This is a genomic window from Lysinibacillus sp. DFXJR4 (assembly GCF_057196045.1).
Genome location: NZ_JBXUNW010000027.1, coordinates 19,582 through 37,256 on the forward strand (window position 1 = coordinate 19,582; position 17,675 = coordinate 37,256).

Sequence of the window (17,675 nt, forward strand, 5' to 3'; positions counted from 1 at the left end):
GGTTGAGCTTTCACCAAACGGCTTTAAATGTTTAGATGAGATCTTTCATACAGGAGAATATAATTTTCTTTTACTAGAAAAGAATCTGCGAGAATTCCACGGCTTACCCGCAGAAAAGCAAGCAGATTCTTTACATCCCTTTTTTCAATTAAAAAATGAACTTTACTATTGAATATCTACTGCATCTAAACGGTCAGAGCCAGTAGGGTGCGCAATATAATTTGTAACTTTCTTGTTAGCAGCTAAAATTGGAATAGAGTGAGCAAGAGGAACCCATGGAGCATCCTCAGAAATAATAACTTGAGCCTGCTTATACAATTCATTACGCTTATCCTCATCAATTTCAGTTTGAGCAGCTGTTAATAGCTTGTGTAATTCTTTGTTGTCATAGAATGTATAGTTATTAGAATGGATATTATCGCCGTCTAATAATGAATATAGGAAGTTATCCGCATCTCCATTATCACCTGTCCAGCCAAGTAAGAATGCATCTGCTTCACCTTTTTCAGCTTTATCTAAATAAGTAGCCCATTCATATGACACAATTTTAGATTTAATGCCTACATCTTCTAAGTTCTTTTGAATCGCTTCTGCAACCTTTTGACCATCTGGCATGTATGGTCGTGGTACTGGCATTGCCCATAGCTCAATCTCTTTGCCATCATAGCCTGCTTCAGCAAGTAATGCCTTCGCTTTTTCAGGATCATACGTATAACCTTTAACCTCATCGTTATAACCAGAAATTACTGGTGGCATTGGGTTCTTCGCTGGCTCCGCTAACCCTTCATAAAATGCATCCACTAGTGCTTGTTTATCAATAGCATAGTTTACTGCCTGACGCACCTTTACATTATCAAATGGAGGTCGAGTAACTGTTAAACCTAAATACCCAACGTTCATAGAAGGACGTTCAATTAGCTGTAAGTTGGCATCTCCTTCGATTGTTCCTTTATCAGATGGACTTAAGCCATCAGCTACATCAATATTGCCACTCGTTAATTCAGTTAATCGTGCAGTGTTTTCTGGTATAGAACGATAAATAACTTTATCTAATTTTGGATAGCCATCAATATAGTAATCTGGGTTTTTCTCAATCGTTATCGAAGCATTACGTTCCCAGCTAACAAACTTGAATGGACCTGTTCCTACAGGATTTGTGGATAATCCCTCTTCATCTGCCTCAAAAGCTTTCGGAGAAGCAATTGCAAATGGAGACATCGCTAAATTTTTCAGGAATGGTGCTTGTGGTTGGCTTAACTTAAGAACAACCGTATAGTCACCCTCAGCAGTAGCAGATTCTATAATTTGCTTGTCACCAACGACAAATTGAGTTTTAAAATATGGATATTTATCATTGCTTGATTTCCAACGTTCAATATTTTTGACAACTGCCTCTGCGTTGAAATCTGTGCCATCATGGAATTTTACACCCTCTTGTAGTTGGAATGTATAAGTTAATCCATCCTCTGACGGCTCCCATGATTTTGCCAAACCTGGTTGAATCGTTACATCTTTTTCACCAAAGTTAACTAAAGTCTCATATATATTAGCTGTAACTGTAAAGGATTCACCGTCTGTGACAACAGCAGGGTCTAGTGCTACAGAATCTCCACCACGACCATAGACTAATATTTTTGGTTCGTTGCTATTAGCCTTATCGCCACCAGTTGAAGCATCTTTACTACCCGTATCCTTAGTATCAGAGCCACCACAAGCAGCTAAGATTGTCGAGAGAACAAGGATAAACATTACACCCAAAGTCCATAGCTTTTTTTTCTTCATTAAATTTCCCCCTATGTTTTTTTATATCATTGAATGTTGAATAGCATCATAAAGATGGCAAGCAACATAATGACCCGGTTTGACTTCTTGCATTTTTGGCACTAATTGAGAACATTCTTCCTTTTTAAAAGGGCATCTTGTATGGAAAGTGCATCCACTAGGCGCATTTGAAGCACTCGGAATATCTCCAGTAATAATCAGTTGTTCACGCTCAAACGTAGGATCTGGAACAGGAACCGAAGATAAGAGAGCCTGTGTATATGGATGAAGCGGCTCTGCATATAAATCCTCACTTGCTGTCAACTCTACTAATTTACCTAAATACATCACACCAACACGATTACTGATATGACGCACGACACCTAAGTCATGTGAAATAAAAATATATGTCAGCTTTAAATCCTTTTGCAGCTTTTGCAATAAATTTAAAACCTGTGCCTGTATGGATACATCGAGTGCTGAAACTGGCTCATCTGCAATAATTAAACGTGGATTGGTCATCAAGGCTCGAGCAATGCCAATACGCTGTCTTTGACCACCACTAAACTGATGTGGATATCGCTTAATATGATATTCATTTAGACCAACCGTTTCTAGAAGTTCCAAAACCTTCTGCTTTCGTTCTTTAGCATTACCCATACCATGTACAATAAGAGGCTCCTCTAAAATCTTCCCAATATTGTGTCTTGGATTTAAAGAGGCATAGGGATCCTGAAAAATCATTTGAATATCTCTTCGTGCCTTACGCATCTCATTATTGGATAATTCTGAAATCGCTTTCCCTGCGAATTCTATATTTCCTTCTGTTGGTTCAATTAATCGCATTAACAATCGGCCAGTAGTTGATTTGCCACATCCCGATTCCCCTACAATGCCTAATGTTTCTCCTTCAAAAACCTCAAAAGAAACATCATCCACTGCCTTCACATCCCCAACCTGTGTATTAAGAATGCCTTGTCGAATAGGAAAATACTTTTTTAAGCCATCAACTTTCAACAAAACTTTCGACATCCTGCCCCACCCCCTGTTTCTCTAGTAAAAAACATCTCGATTTATGCTGCTCTGCTGCTTCATATAAAGGTGGTGTTTCCAGTTGACAACGATCCATCGCAAATTCACAGCGTGCTGCAAAACGGCAGCCAACCTTGATACTCCCTGGCTTTGGTACACTTCCAGGTATCGAATAAAGGTTATCCTTTTTATAACGCATATCAGGTACAGACTTAATAAGCCCTTGCGTATAAGGATGCTTAGGGTTAGCGAATATCTCCTGAATTGGCGCCTCTTCAACAATTTGTCCAGCATACATCACAATGACACGCTCACATGTCTCTGCTACGACACCCAAATCATGGGTAATCAATAGAACAGCTGTATTTAAACGTTTATTCAAGTCTTTCATTAACTGCAAAATTTGTGCCTGAATCGTAACATCAAGAGCAGTAGTTGGCTCATCAGCTATCAAAACCTTCGGATCACAGAGAAGTGCCATCGCAATCATGACACGCTGTCGCATTCCTCCTGATAATTGATGTGGATAATCTTTTAATAATGACTCAGCACGGGGTAAACCAACCATCTTCATAATTTCAACCGCTCTTGCAAACGCTTCCTTTTTCGACCATTTTGGTTGATGTATTAAAATTGCTTCTTTTAACTGATCGCCAATTGTAAATAAAGGATTTAAGGAGGTCATTGGTTCCTGAAATATCATTGCTACATCTTTACCACGAACTTTTTGCATTTGCTTATCTGATAATGCCGCCAGATTTTTGCCATCCAATAATATTTCGCCACCTGTTATTTTCCCAGGGGGTGATGGTATTAATCCCATAATGGACAGTGATGTGACACTTTTACCACTTCCTGATTCTCCAACAATCCCCAGTATTTCTCCTTCATGCACAGAAAAATCGATATCATCAACGGCAGGAATTTGCCCATCATCTGTAAAAAAGGTCGTTTTTAAACCTTTTATTTCTAGCAGCTTTTTCCTCATGCACAATCGCTCCGTCCTACCTGTATTTTACTTAATTGTATAATTCTATTAATATAATACACTAACTATCATTTAATTCCCTATTTTCAGATAATTCTAACTAAAAATATTCTCTCTTTCAATCATTATTATTCTACATAGAAACATATATTTTCTATCCAATTCGACCTACATACTAATTATTTCTTATCAAACGATAATATTTTACATAAATCGCAAAAAAATAGCCCTCCATTAAAAATTAAACGGAAGACTATTTTTAAATTTTTTATTATAAATTTCAATTTAAATGCTGCACTTGGAATAAATTGTAATAAACACCTTGCTTGTTCATAAGTTCTTCATGTGTACCACTTTCAATTAATTGTCCATGATCAATGACAATAATTTTATCAGCATGTGTAATTGTAGAAAGTCGGTGAGCAATAATTATCGTTGTACGCTCATGTGCAAGCAGCTCTAATGATTCCTGAATAAGTGCTTCACTTTCTAAATCCAATGCAGAGGTAGCTTCATCTAATATTAAAATAGGTGGATTTTTTAAAAATACACGAGCGATAGCGACACGCTGCTTTTGACCACCAGATAATTTCACACCGCGCTCCCCAACCTTGGTGTCATAGCCATTTGGCAAGCTCATGATAAAGTCATGTGCGTTGGCTGCCTTCGCTGCAGAAACGACCTCTTCATCAGTAGCATCTGGTTTGCCCATTAAAATATTCTCTTTTACGGAATCACTGAATAAAATATTATCCTGTAACACGATGCCTATTTGTGAACGTAATGAATGCAAGGTTACATCCTTCACATCATAGCCATCAATACGCACTATACCATTTGTTGTATCATAAAAGCGTGGGATCAAGCTGATAATCGTGGATTTTCCGCCACCACTCATGCCTACAAATGCCACTGTCTCTCCAGGGTTAATGGTAAAATGAATATTGGATAAAATTTTCGAGCCATTAGCTTCATATTGAAAATCCACGCTGTCAAAGTGGACCTCACCATTTACCCGTTTTAACTCAACGGCATCAGTCTTATTTTTCACCTCATAAGGTTCGTCCATTAATTCAAACATTCTGTCCATTGAAGCAATTGACTGCGTTAATGTAGTAGATGAACTAACTAAACGACGAAGTGGACCATAAAGTCTTTCAATATAGGCAATAAAGGCAACCATCGTTCCTATGGACAGAGGCCCATTTATAACCTGATAGCCTGCATAGGCAATGACTAACAGCGGAGCTACATCCGTAATGGTATTCACTACAGCAAAAGATTTCGCATTCCATTTTGTATGATCCAAAGCCTTCTCTAAAAATTCACCATTTGCTTGATTAAATAATTTTTGTTCATGCTTTTCGAGTGTAAAGCTTTTAATTATGCTCATTCCAGCTACTCGTTCATGTAAATAACTTTGCACACCTGCAAGTGCCTTGGAGCGCTTTCTAGTTAAATCCCTCAGCTTACCAAAAAAGTACTTCACACTAAATGCATAGAATGGGAACGCAATCAATGCTACAAGTGTCAGCTTAACATCCATTGTCAGCATAATTATGACGGCAATAACAATTGTGGCAAGATCTAGCCAAACATTCATCAAACCAGTCATGATAAAGTTTTTTGTTTGTTCCACATCATTAATCACTCTTGAGATAACGTCGCCGGCTCTTGTATTTGCATAGTATCTTAAACTAAGTCGCTGCAAATGGGCATAGATTTCCTTTCGAATATCAAAAAGCACCTTATTACTAACATGTTGAGCGAAATATTGACGGTAATACTCAATTGGCGGCCGAATGATAAAGAACACAATGATGGTACCACCTAACCAATAAAATAATTCTTTTGTTTTCTCTGCATCTGATAGATGATTCGCAGGAATAATATCATCTAACACAATTTTTATAAGCAAAGGGATAAATAGCGGAATAGCAAACTTCACTATACCAATTAATATCGTTAAAATAATTTCCCAAGTATATGGTTTTACAAAACGCATATACCGCTTTATACTACCCATTTCTAATCACATCCTTAACGGGTCAAAAAATCAATTTCGCCTTGGCGTAATTGTAGCTGCCTCTTTGCTTTCGCTACAGAAGATAAATGGACATTCCAAACTGAATGCCCAAACGTAATTATAGCAATATTTCGTTTTAAGTACATGTAATATGACTTTGCGCTTACTATTTTACAAACCTAATTTCCCCCATCTACTTAAAAGAAAAAAACACCCATTAGTAAAAACTAATAGGTGCTACTTAACAATCATCTGCTTGCATATCGAGCTGAAACTTATAACGGTTTGTCCAGGCATCGATGAAATCAGGTGCAAAGGGTCCTCTTTTTTGTTGAATCCAGCTAATTAATTTATCGACATTGCGCTTTAGAATTTTATCAATGACATCTGGATAAGACATTTCTTTCCGGTGTAGCTCATATTCATCTTCATCTAAAAGTGAATAAGACATATCAGGGAATACTTTAATGTCTAAATCATAGTCAATATATTTAATGGCATTATTATCGAAAACAAATGGTGAGCTTAGATTACAATAATAATACACACCGTCCTCACGCAGCATACAGATGATGTTAAACCAGTGCTCCGCATGGAAATAACAAATAGAAGGCTCTCTCGTTAGCCAGGTACGACCATCGGATTCTGTCACAAGTGTCCGTTCATTCGCACCGATAATGATATTTTTCGTTCCTTTTAACACCATTGTTTCTTGCCAAACCCGGTGGATACGGCCATTGTGCTTATAACTATGTATTTGTATCGTTTCTCCTTCTACCGGTATTGCCATTTTTGAAGCCCACCTTTTCGTCTATGCTACCTAAATCTAGCAGTCTCTAGTATATTATAGCAATGTGTAGGCGAAAGGTGTAGTTAGAAAACCACAAATTTCCCTGCGTCCTTTTCAAATTCCACAAAAAATTTAAAGAGAATTTCTATTTTTTATGTGAGTCAATGATTTCTTCGATTACTTGAGCAATTTTTTTCTCGCCCCGAGCGATTTCTTCCATTACCTGAGCAGTTTTTCTCGCGACCCGAGCGATTTCTTCGACTACCTGAGCAGTTTTTCTCTCGACCCGAGCAATTTCTTCCATTACCTGAGCAGTTTTTCTCGCGACCTGAGCGATTCCCTTACCTGAGCAGTTTTTCACGCGACCTGAGCTATTTCCTTGACTATCTGAGCAATTTTTCACGCGGCCGAGCGATTTCCTCGACTACCTGAGCAGTTTTTCTCTCGACCTGAGCTATTTCCTCGACTACCTGAGCAGTTTTTTACGCGACCCGAGCTATTTCCTCGACTAACTGAGCAGTTTTTCTCTCAATCCGAGCTATACTAACCTCAATTTCCTCGACTACCTGATCAGCTTTTCACACGATTTCTCTTTATGCCCAGCACTTTTTGGACGTTTTTAATAATATAAAGGAGCTGTCTTTGTAATCTTTTTGATTTTGACAGCTCCTTAGAGGTAAATGCAAATATGCAATTACAAAGTGTTATTCACCAAGATCTTGGTTTGTTTTAGTGAAGTTTCCTGAAGCTTGAGCTTTCTTTTGCTCTGCTTTAGCATTTTGCTTTTGCACTTCGTTCACATCAGTCTCAGCACCAAACTCTTGACTTTGACGTTGCATGTTTTTATTTGGTTGAAAATTTGCGTTGTTTTGCTTTTTCATTTTTCATTCACCTCCACGGTAATTATTGTGTACCGAGGTGAATGCTTTTATGCTTATAAATTTCTTATTTTAATTTTCCATTTCCCTCCATATTTTAAGCATTGGTACTGGCATTGGTAATTGCTTTATTTGTTCTCGGGTCAGCCAAACACCTTTTTCTGTAGAATGATAACATATCATGAAATAGCTATTTAGATGCCAAGTTAAATGTGAAAAAACATGTTTAAACGTAAGTAAATCCGTTTGTGATTGAACATCTAAAGAATATTCAATTTTAAAAGTATCAATGGAATCTTTACCGTGCTCTATCATTGGAAATTGCCATAGATTTGCTAATAACCCTTCTGCAGGTCGCTGTTCCATTAAAATTCGGCCATTTTGATCTTCACATACAAGGACATCGTATGTCAGATGCTTCATCTTTACTTTTTTTGATTTAACAGGTAGCTTCTCTGGCTCACCTTCATTAAAAGCAATGCAATATTCACGAACGGGACACAATAAGCATTTTGGTGATATTGGCGTACAAATTAGTGCACCCAGCTCCATTAAACCTTGATTAAAGGATGATGCATTTTCAGGGTCTATCAATTCTTCCACGGCTGCTTCAAAAATCTTTTTTGTTTTAGGGATGGCTATATCCTCATGAATATTGAGTACACGGCTTAACACACGCATTACATTGCCGTCAACTGCATGTTCTGGCTTATCATAGGCAATACTTAAAATAGCACCAGCTGTATATGGGCCTACACCTTTTAATGTCGAAATCTCATGTCGATTATTGGGTACTATTCCTCCGTAGTTCTCCAATACCTCTCTTACTCCAGCCTGTAGATTACGGGCGCGGGAATAATAACCAAGACCTTCCCAGTGTTTTAATAAATATTCTTGTGGTGCCTCCGCAAGTAATTCTAATGTTGGGAAACTTTCTATAAAGCGATTGTAATAAGGAATAACCGTGTCGACCCGTGTTTGCTGTAGCATGACCTCAGATACCCAAATTTTATAAGGGTCCTTTGTATGTCTCCATGGTAAATCACGTTTCTCTACATTAAACCATTCGACTAATGATTGTCGAAATTCTGTTACATATGGATAATTCACAGTGACCTCCAGTGTTTTTACGATTTAAATTATGGTAAAAAGGGTATACAATTAAGAAAAGATTATTTAACTAACGACATAAATTGTTCTATCATGGATATTCTTTTTACTCGTTAATTAATACATGTATGCCATTGTACTCTATTTACACGCATACTAGGAGTGGATATTTTTGGATTCAGGTACACATTTCGTTATGGGTATAGCCCTCGGTGGTCTTGCTTTAGCTGATCCCGTGGTAGCAAATCATTCAATGACATTTACTGCAGTAATGGCAGGCACGATTATTGGCTCACAGGCACCTGATGTCGATACTGTTTTAAAGCTGCGCAATAATGCAATTTACATTCGGCATCACCGAGGAATTACACATTCGCTCCCAGCAGTAGCTCTCTGGCCTATCTTAATTACAGCGGTTTTATCATTCATTATTCAAGACGCAAATGTGTTTCATTTATGGCTCTGGACATTTTTAGCTGTAGCCCTTCATGTCTTTGTTGATATTTTCAATGCATATGGCACACAAGCCATTCGCCCATTCTCCAGGAAATGGGTAGCTTTAGGTGTAATCAATACCTTTGATCCTATTATTTTTTCTCTTCATTGCATCGGCATTTTATTATGGGCTTTCGGTGCAAATCCTGTTTGGACATTTAGCATCATGTATCTCATTATTATCATGTATTATATATTACGATTTGCAGTCCAAAAATCCGTTAAAAAGGCTGTACATCATACTATTCAAGATGAGGAATATGTTATTGTAGCACCAACAATGCGATTCTTTCACTGGCGTATTGCAGCAAAGTCAAAAACACATTATTACGTTGGCCGTGCCTATGGGCGAACAGTTAATATTTATGATAAATTTGAAATAAAGCCTTTACCGAAAACGCCTCTTATAGAAAAAGCCATGAAAGACCGTAATCTCGATGCATTCGTGTCATTCTCGCCGTTGTATCGCTGGGAAATTTCTGAGCTAGAAAATGGCTTAACAGAAGTGAGGTTAATTGACCTTCGCTATCGCAGTGATAATCGCTATCCTTTTGTAGCTGTCGCTCATTTAGATGATGAGAATGAGATAATTACCTCCTATACAGGCTGGATTTTTACTGAAGATAAACTTCAAAAAAAATTACAGATTGGCGCAAGTAATTAAACCGTAAACCCTGACCAGAGATTGGTCAGGGTTTTCATTATTGCATCATATCATCACTAGCATCCAATAAATGAGCGTATTTTGGATTGCGACCCGCAAAGCTATGTAGCTTATCACCGTAGCTTGTAATTAATTGACGTACCAAATTTTCCGTATAATCAGCCCCACGATAATCGTAGCCAGCCTTTGCTGAAGTTGATTCAAAATCACTCCATAAAAGCTCAACCCAAACACGTGCACGCCCTACCGACATTTGTGGATTTTTTTCAAGTAACTCCCTAGTCAATTTTTCAATCTTTTCTTCCACTTATTTTCCCACCTTTACAGGAGATAGCATCGAAACTGGCAAGGCTTCTTGATATTTGTCACCGCCTAATCGATGTCCCCAAGCAAAGCGACCCTTTAAATAATCCACTTTGAAAAATTCATTATCAGAGCCATCTATACGATACATTTCACCAGGTACAATCGTATCTAAATCCACTAAATAAGCAGCCGCCATTAAAGCTTTTCGTTCATATACGGCAAACTCATTAATAATTCCTAGCTGTTCAGCTTTACGTGCTTTTTCCTTTAGCATCGCAATTTCCTCGCGTAATTCATGCTCTGACATGACCGCGTAGTTTTTTTCATTCATTCCTCATTCTCCTTTTCTTCTATAAAACGGTCTATAGCTTCAATAGGAAAGCCCTTTTGATAGAGTGCCTGTTTTATCTTCATTTTTCGCTCATACCCAGTATACTTTGATGCGTACTTTTTCCAAACCTTTTCGCCTTGAACATCAAGCAATTGCTGCCACTCATCTTCCTCTTGTTCAATAACAATTTGACTTAGCACCTCATCTACAACTGTAAAAGAATAACCTTTACGCATTAGAAAATCCTGAATTTTAGCTTTGATTTGAGTTGGCGTTTTCTTTTTCTCGGATCGAACAACCTTTTCAGCCAACTGTATCGCGAGTTTGACCTGTTCCTCATGACTAAAGGTAGCTAGTACCTCATCCTGTAAGTCCTTATCAATTCCTTTTTTTATAAGATCTTGTCTAATTGCCTTAGGTCCCTTTTTCATCGTAGCTTTTTTCGTATCGAGTAAAGCCTTAGAGTATGTTTCATCATTTAAAAAGCCATATGATTTCAGTTTTTGTATAGCTTCTAAAATTACCGCTTCTCCAAACTCTAATGTCAGAAGCTTTTTCTTAACTTCATGCTCACTTCGCATTTGATAAGATAAAAAATTTAATGCTTTATTAAAAGCCTTACGAATTTCATCCTCATAGGCAATTTCTTGAATATCAAATTCTTCTAGCACTTTGCCCTTTGTTAAACCAAATTGAATGAGAATAGCCTCGTCTACAGGAAAGGCATATTCCTCGTTCAAATATATATTATAACGTTCTGGATTGTTTTTTTGGCGTGCAATTTTTGTAATAATACGCATATGAAACACCTCACTATTTACAATTATAACATTATTCAAAGTACTGCATTTTTACGGTATTATGCCTTTATCGAATAGTCTAATCCAATTAGATGGTAAACTAGATACTATACTTTAATAAGGAGGGGGCTCATATGAAAATCGTTATTGCAGGTGGTACCGGCTTTGTAGGAAAAGAGCTAACGAGACTGTTACAAGAAAATGGTCATGAAATCATTATTTTAACTCGAAACAAAACCGTGCAAGAAAAAGATATTCAATATGTACAATGGCTTCAACAGGGTACACGGCCTGAGCAGTTGTTAGACACAGTGGATGCATTTGTTAATTTAGCAGGAATATCTTTAAATAATGGACGTTGGACAAAAAAACAGAAAAAAGCCATTTATACAAGTCGTATGGATGCAACACTTGAAATCGTAAGAATTATGGAGCATCTTTCCGCAAAGCCAAAAGTATTAATTAATGCGAGTGCAGTTGGGATTTATCCAACCTCTACAACAGCAACCTATACAGAAGATTCCATGGACTATGCAACTGATTTTTTAGGTACGACCGTACAAGATTGGGAAAGACAGGCTAAACGTGCAGAAAAATTAGGTGTACGAGTTGCGCTTGCTCGATTTGGTGTAATTTTAGGGCGTGATCAAGGTGCTCTCCCCTCAATGCTACTACCATATAAAATGCATATTGGAGGCACTATAGGTTCTGGTGAGCAATGGCTTTCATGGGTTCATGTGGAGGATGTAGCCCGTGCTATTTATTTCGCGATTACAAATGAAAACATTAAAGGTCCCTTTAATGTCACTGCCCCCCATGCAGTGCGTATGAAAGATTTCGGAAAAACAATTGCCATGATAATTGGAAGAAGTCATTGGATGCCTGTGCCTAGCATCGCGATGCGTTTAGCACTTGGAGAACAAAGTGTGCTTGTATTAGAAGGACAACACGTATTGCCTACTGTATTAGAAAAACAACATTTTACCTTTCATTTTCCACATTTAAAAGAAGCACTTTATGATTTGCACTAGGATAAATTTTAAAAAACAACGCATTCTAATGAAAAAGAAAGGATGCGTTTTTTTATGTGGAAACAACATATAGTTGGAGCAGTGATTGCTACTTTTATTATTGCCGCAGCAGTAAGCTTTAATCCGTATTTTGCTTCTGGCTCTGATGAACATAATTGGGGCTTTAAAAGGGCAAAAAATGGAGAACAGGCTGAGGCTGGTGCACAGCTTGATCAGCTTCTTGATAAATATGGTGCTATTTATAAAGGTAAGCCCGATAAAAAGGTTGCTTATTTAACCTTTGATAATGGATATGAGAATGGATTTACAGAAAGTATTTTGGATACTTTGAAGAAAGAAAATGCACCAGCTACCTTCTTTTTAACTGGTCATTATCTAGAAAGTGCCCCCGATTTAGTGAAACGTATGGTTAAAGATGGGCATACCATTGGCAATCATTCATATGGACACCCCAATATGGCAAGAATAACACCAGAAGCTATGCGTTCGGAATGGAAAAAACTTGACGATAAGCTCCGTGAACTAACTGGTATTGAACGTACAACCTACGCTCGTCCCCCTGAAGGTACATTTAATGCAAAATTATTAGAGGTAGGGAATGCTGAGGGCTATCGCCATATTTTTTGGTCAGTTGCCTTTAAGGATTGGATGAGAGATGAACGCCGTGGTGCAGATTATGCGTATAATGCTTTAATGGAACAGCTACACCCGGGCGCTGTCATATTAATGCATACTGTGGCACAGGATAATGCAGAAGCGCTTCCTATGTTTATTGCCGAAGCGAAAAAACAAGGGTATACATTTTTATCACTGGACGATTTAGTTTTAGAATATGAAGATTTCCCTGTTGCTTTGCAATCGTCCACTCCTTAGTTATAATGAGTAGATATTAAACGAACAGGGACGTGGAATGCTTGACACAGCAAACAACAATGGAAGTGGGACAAAAATTCCCTTTAACAATAAAAAGACTCGGCATTAATGGCGAAGGTGTAGGCTTTTATAAGCGCAATGTCGTCTTCGTAAAGGGTGCTATACCTGGTGAAGAAATTACTGCACAGGTAACAAAAACTCAGCGAAACTTTGCCGAAGCAGAAATATTAACGATTCGCAAAGCTTCAAAATACCGCCAGGAGGCACCTTGTCCAGTTTACAATGAATGTGGCGGCTGTCAGCTTCAACATATGACATATGACAAGCAGTTAATGGAAAAGCGTGATATTGTTATTCAAGCCTTAGAGCGTTATGCAAAACCATTAGCTGCAACTGTTGAAGTCCGAAAAACACTTGGAATGGATAATCCTTGGCATTACCGAAATAAAAGTCAATTCCAAGTACGAAAAGAAGGCAAACGTGTCTATGCAGGCCTATTTGCTGAAGGGAGCAACAAGCTACTCAATATTAATGATTGCCTTGTGCAGCACCCGATTACGTCTAAAATAACTGTTGCTACTCGTAAGATTTTACAAAAGCTGAATATTACCGTTTATGATGGTCGTACGCTTGATGGTTTAGTGCGTACGATTGTTGTACGTACAGGAATTCGCACTGGAGAAACGCAGGTTGTACTCGTTACAACGCGTAAAGAAATTCCACATTTAGCTGAGCTTATTTCGCGCATTAAAAAAATCGATCCAAGTATTGTGTCCATTGCACAAAATATTAATCGTGAGAAAACATCACTTATTTTCGGTGATGAAACGATTGTTCTTGATGGTAAGGAAACAATCCATGAGGAGCTTGGTGAGTTAGCCTTCGACTTATCTGCACGTGCCTTTTTCCAGTTGAATCCAACACAGACTGTTCATCTATACGATGAAATCAAAAAGGCCGCTGCATTAACTGGCAAAGAAACAGTGGTAGATGCTTACTGTGGCGTTGGGACAATCGGTTTATGGCTAGCAGACAAAGCTAAAGAAGTTCGTGGAATGGATGTTATTCCTGAAAGTATTCAGGACGCACGTAAAAATGCACGTAACCACGGCTTCAAGCATACAAAATATGCAGTCGGCACAGCAGAAAGCGTCTTAGCAAAATGGCGTAAGGAAGGCTTTACACCAGATGTAATTACAGTAGATCCACCCCGCACAGGTCTGGCACCGGAATTTATCCGTACTGTATTGAAATTAAAACCAAAACGCTTTATCTATACATCGTGCAATCCATCAACTTTGGCGAAGGATTTAAACGACTTATCGAAGTTTTATGATGTTAAGTATATTCAGCCTGTAGATATGTTTGCACAAACGGCACAAGTGGAGTGCGTCTCGCAACTAGTATTAAAAAAAGGGCTTTAGCCCTTTAAAAGAAGGCAACTACCCTAACAGGTCGTTGTCTTCTTTCTTAATTTGCAATGGATTTTCAAAATTATAATGAATTCGCAATTCACCATTCTGATTCCAAGAAATTTTTCCGACTAATGCATTAATCATATGTTTGTTCAATTCTTCAACGAACAGGAATTTTTCAAGTTTCTTTTTTAAAGCTAAACTATAACTTTCATTCGAGTTATTCTCTAAACTTTTGCCTAGTTCTGATTTGGTCATCATAATTTCTTCTAGTTCCTTACTGACAATATCTCTAAGCTTCTTTAACTCTTCCTTAGAAATGATCTTATCAGTGTACAGATCTAGATAGCTACGATTCCTCATTTCTAATTTCTCCATCTTGTTTTCCGCATTCTTTATCGCACTCTGAATTTGATGCTTATTTTCGTTCATCTTACTTTCAAATTCATTCATTAGGGAATCATCTCGAAAGAATTGAAATAAATCTTTTAAGTCATTTTGAATTACACTTTCTATTTCATTCAATCTAATAGGCATTTTATTTAAGCAATAACGTTCGCCGTGTCGAATATACCCCCCGCAACGATAATGCTTACTACTTGCTCTATACCAGAGCCCCTTTCCACAGTCTTCACAAAATATTAGGTTTGAAAAAAGATGGGTTGATGGCGCTGTTGCGATTTTAGTTCTCTTTTGTAACATCTTCTCTACCGCTTTAAATGTATCAAATGAAATAATGGGTTCGTGAGTACCTTCGCTGGTGATCCGCTCGTCTTCCTCAATTTCACGACGTTTGATTGTTCTAACAGAAATGGTTTCTTCACGGATTTGTACTAAATCGCCACAGTAATGCCTGTTTGTTAGAATATTTTTAATTGTAGAGGAATGCCAAATAGAAGATGCATTTTTTTTCTTAATTATTTGAGAAGGAGTTGGAATATGCTCATTAAATAGACCTTTCGCAATCGAATCCATTCCTTTACCCTCTAAATACTCTTTAAAAATACGCCGCACTACTTCGGGTGTTTCATCATTTTGAATAATAAGCTTTCCTTTTTCGTTTCTATACCCATAAGGGGGATTCGAACCTACATATAGACCTTGCTTTGCTTTAACTCGCTTTGCCTGTTTATTTCTTCTACTATTATTATTCGATTCCATCTCGTACAACCAAGCAAATAAACCGTAGTTTACATCATTCTTTTCTAAAGTATTAACTGAGTTATCTAGACAAACTAAATGAATATTGTGCAAATCAAAAATGTCCTTAAGATCGTATGACAAAGCACCATTTCGAGCTAATCTCGAGAGTTCTTTAACCAAAATAACATCAAACTTCTTTGCCTTTCCTTCTTCTATAAGTTTTCTTAGCCCTGGTCTATTATTTTTCGTTCCCGACTGTTTATCCTCATAAATCTGGACAATTTCCCAATTCCTCTGAGCTGCGTAATCCATAAAGATTTTAATTTGGTTATCTATAGATGTTTTTTGACCATCCATTTCTGTTGACACTCGAGCATAAATTGCACATCTCATATACACTCACCACCAATTTCAGTTTTGTAATGAGATGTTGGTGGGTTTACGGTTATAGTATTAACAATTTTTAGTGATTTTAAAGAGCAATGTTTATTTAATGCTGACAAAAATGTTCTTCCCTCTAATTCGCTACTTAATTTTACAAAGGGATTATATTTTCTGGATCCTCAAAAATTCAACCCTTTCAGAAAGAATCTTTAATTATTTCTCCATAAACGTATTTATGGTTTTAAATTTGGCTGTTTTCTTAAAGATTGTTGCTAGTTAAGTAACGGGACAGGATAATACAACAAGGAACGATTGAAATTCAATAAATATGGAGTTTTTGGGGACAATGATACTAAACAAATTTAAGGAGAATTAGAAATGAAAAAAATGCTTTTTAGCCTTATCTTCGTTTTAGTAACTCTTCCTTCACAAACACACTCTGAAAATAAAATTGAAGAGTTGCAGCCTTGTTCAGCAATACTTGAACCAACAAAAAACGCACCTAAAAATGCCAGAGGAGTAGCACTGATTTATAATATTGAAAGAAAGTTTAATGATGAGCGGACGAGTCTAAGTGTTCACGCACTTCATTTACCGAAACCTTCTAGTTTTGGGGATTATGATGGTTATGAAGTATTAGCATATATTCCGAAAGAAATAAGTTGGATTTTCTCGTTGTCCCCTTTAACTAACTACGGAGAAACTACTTGGGCTGGGAATTTGGATGAAGTTTCTCCTATAATGCGACCTACTCGTATCAAAGTTCGCACAGTCAATACAACGACAAAGAAAACGGGTCCTATTGTACTTGAAAAAATACTCAAACCTTGTTGAACTAACGTGTGCTTTAATTGAAGATCATTGAGTTGCATATGCAGCTCATTTTTTCTTTATTGAACTAACGAGGCAGTTTAGTTCAACAAGGAGTACCTTCAAAATTATGGGGATTTACAACGCTAAGTTAAGAAATGTGACCAAACGACGCTTTAGGAACCTTAAATACAATAAACACCATATCTGTTATTATTAAATTGATTCTTAATTAATGTTAAGTGGGGTGGAAATTTTGAAAAAGTATTTTTACATAAGCATTTTACTAGGAACATTTGCTTTATCAGGCTGTACTGATGATGCTGCTGATAACAAAGAAGTGACAGCAAAAGTAGAAACTAAAGTTAAATTTGAGGATGAATTTACAGACATTTGGAATAAAATCAATATTACACTAAATGAGAAATCTCCAAATAACTACTATTTCGAAAATATGGATTTGCACAATGGTGATATTTTCTTATTAGATGGCGAAGTTCAAGGATTGAAATTAAAAGAAGGAGATAATGTATTAGTAGATTTAACGATAATCCCTGATGGCTTAAGTCATACTGGAGTTGGATACATATTAAATGGGAAATATACAGAGATTTTTTCAGCCCCTGTTTCTGATAAACTGACAACTTCTTTTGATGTAAAGGTGGATGGGGATTATATAATTTGTATTATCGGTGGTAACGCAAACTTTATAACAATTACGGATGGTGTTATTTCAATTGATTAAATTTGAATAACATTTTCTTAAACTAAACCAGCTAATAGATTGTCAATAAAAATCTTTTAATTTAAAAAACACTTCATGCTATACTAAAAAGCG

The 17,675-nt window shown here is 37.1% G+C and carries 18 protein-coding genes; 6 read left to right on the forward strand and 12 right to left on the reverse strand.

The genetic code is table 11. From position 1 onward, the window contains the following. Positions 1 to 165 precede the first annotated feature (165 nt). The 8 genes from AC2CGN_RS24685 to mutY all read right to left on the reverse strand — a co-directional run bounded on the left by AC2CGN_RS24685 (position 166) and on the right by mutY (position 8,585). Positions 166 to 1,782: an ABC transporter substrate-binding protein gene (locus AC2CGN_RS24685; RefSeq protein ID WP_484516825.1), complete on the reverse strand. Its 1,617-nt coding sequence runs from the start codon at positions 1,780 to 1,782 to the stop codon at positions 166 to 168. Positions 1,783 to 1,803: 21 nt separating this feature from the next. After that, a complete protein-coding gene (locus tag AC2CGN_RS24690; RefSeq protein WP_286924840.1) occupies positions 1,804 to 2,793 on the reverse strand; it encodes an ABC transporter ATP-binding protein in 990 nt (329 codons plus the stop codon). After that, entirely contained in the window at positions 2,768 to 3,781 is a 1,014-nt protein-coding gene (locus tag AC2CGN_RS24695) for an ABC transporter ATP-binding protein (RefSeq protein ID WP_429983052.1), read from the reverse strand. The genes AC2CGN_RS24690 and AC2CGN_RS24695 overlap by 26 nt, the downstream gene beginning before the upstream one ends. 280 nt (positions 3,782 to 4,061) lie before the next feature. After that, positions 4,062 to 5,807 (reverse strand): ABC transporter ATP-binding protein, encoded by a 1,746-nt coding sequence (locus tag AC2CGN_RS24700; RefSeq protein ID WP_429986137.1) that lies wholly within the window; start codon positions 5,805 to 5,807, stop codon positions 4,062 to 4,064. Positions 5,808 to 6,048: 241 nt separating this feature from the next. Then, the gene (gene ntdP / locus AC2CGN_RS24705) at positions 6,049 to 6,597 is read right to left on the reverse strand and encodes a nucleoside tri-diphosphate phosphatase (RefSeq protein ID WP_283869608.1); all 549 of its coding nucleotides are present in this window, start codon (positions 6,595 to 6,597) and stop codon (positions 6,049 to 6,051) included. Positions 6,598 to 6,742: 145 nt separating this feature from the next. Further along, positions 6,743 to 7,000 (reverse strand): hypothetical protein, encoded by a 258-nt coding sequence (locus AC2CGN_RS24710; RefSeq protein WP_484516828.1) that lies wholly within the window; start codon positions 6,998 to 7,000, stop codon positions 6,743 to 6,745. A gap of 301 nt (positions 7,001 to 7,301) precedes the next feature. Next, positions 7,302 to 7,478, reverse strand: coding sequence for a gamma-type small acid-soluble spore protein (locus AC2CGN_RS24715; RefSeq protein ID WP_286924836.1), 177 nt, complete (start codon positions 7,476 to 7,478; stop codon positions 7,302 to 7,304). A 69-nt stretch (positions 7,479 to 7,547) separates the two neighbouring features. After that, a complete protein-coding gene (mutY, locus tag AC2CGN_RS24720; protein ID WP_484516830.1) occupies positions 7,548 to 8,585 on the reverse strand; it encodes an A/G-specific adenine glycosylase in 1,038 nt (345 codons plus the stop codon). Between the two features lie 172 nt (positions 8,586 to 8,757). Here mutY and AC2CGN_RS24725 point away from each other — a divergent pair, with 172 nt between their 5' ends. Beyond that, on the forward strand, positions 8,758 to 9,744 hold the full coding sequence (locus AC2CGN_RS24725; protein ID WP_429986139.1) for a metal-dependent hydrolase: 987 nt from the start codon (positions 8,758 to 8,760) through the stop codon (positions 9,742 to 9,744). Positions 9,745 to 9,781: 37 nt separating this feature from the next. Here the strand turns inward: AC2CGN_RS24725 and AC2CGN_RS24730 are convergent, their stop codons facing one another. Genes AC2CGN_RS24730 through recX form a run of 3 tightly spaced genes read right to left on the reverse strand, consistent with a single transcriptional unit; the run spans position 9,782 to position 11,181 of the window. Continuing rightward, entirely contained in the window at positions 9,782 to 10,051 is a 270-nt protein-coding gene (locus tag AC2CGN_RS24730) for a YfhJ family protein (protein WP_286924833.1), read from the reverse strand. Further along, a complete protein-coding gene (locus tag AC2CGN_RS24735; RefSeq protein WP_429983058.1) occupies positions 10,052 to 10,381 on the reverse strand; it encodes a YfhH family protein in 330 nt (109 codons plus the stop codon). Continuing rightward, a complete protein-coding gene (recX, locus tag AC2CGN_RS24740; RefSeq protein WP_484516832.1) occupies positions 10,378 to 11,181 on the reverse strand; it encodes a recombination regulator RecX in 804 nt (267 codons plus the stop codon). Before recX ends, AC2CGN_RS24735 begins: the two co-directional genes overlap by 4 nt. A 134-nt stretch (positions 11,182 to 11,315) precedes the next feature. Between recX and AC2CGN_RS24745 the strand changes: the two genes are divergently transcribed. Genes AC2CGN_RS24745 through rlmD form a run of 3 tightly spaced genes read left to right on the forward strand, consistent with a single transcriptional unit; the run spans position 11,316 to position 14,509 of the window. Continuing rightward, the gene (locus AC2CGN_RS24745; protein WP_429988097.1) at positions 11,316 to 12,212 is read left to right on the forward strand and encodes a TIGR01777 family oxidoreductase; all 897 of its coding nucleotides are present in this window, start codon (positions 11,316 to 11,318) and stop codon (positions 12,210 to 12,212) included. A 54-nt stretch (positions 12,213 to 12,266) separates the two neighbouring features. Beyond that, entirely contained in the window at positions 12,267 to 13,085 is an 819-nt protein-coding gene (locus AC2CGN_RS24750; RefSeq protein ID WP_286924829.1) for a delta-lactam-biosynthetic de-N-acetylase, read from the forward strand. Positions 13,086 to 13,126: 41 nt separating this feature from the next. Then, on the forward strand, positions 13,127 to 14,509 hold the full coding sequence (rlmD, locus tag AC2CGN_RS24755) for a 23S rRNA (uracil(1939)-C(5))-methyltransferase RlmD (RefSeq protein WP_484516834.1): 1,383 nt from the start codon (positions 13,127 to 13,129) through the stop codon (positions 14,507 to 14,509). Positions 14,510 to 14,527: 18 nt separating this feature from the next. Here the strand turns inward: rlmD and AC2CGN_RS24760 are convergent, their stop codons facing one another. After that, entirely contained in the window at positions 14,528 to 16,036 is a 1,509-nt protein-coding gene (locus tag AC2CGN_RS24760; protein WP_484516836.1) for a recombinase family protein, read from the reverse strand. A gap of 369 nt (positions 16,037 to 16,405) precedes the next feature. On the opposite strand from AC2CGN_RS24760, the gene AC2CGN_RS24765 reads away from it, so the two are divergent. Together AC2CGN_RS24765 and AC2CGN_RS24770 are read left to right on the forward strand one after the other, a co-directional pair. Next, positions 16,406 to 16,861, forward strand: coding sequence for a YoqH family protein (locus tag AC2CGN_RS24765; RefSeq protein WP_484516838.1), 456 nt, complete (start codon positions 16,406 to 16,408; stop codon positions 16,859 to 16,861). A 232-nt stretch (positions 16,862 to 17,093) separates the two neighbouring features. Further along, a complete protein-coding gene (locus AC2CGN_RS24770; protein ID WP_484516840.1) occupies positions 17,094 to 17,582 on the forward strand; it encodes a hypothetical protein in 489 nt (162 codons plus the stop codon). Positions 17,583 to 17,675 lie beyond the last annotated feature (93 nt).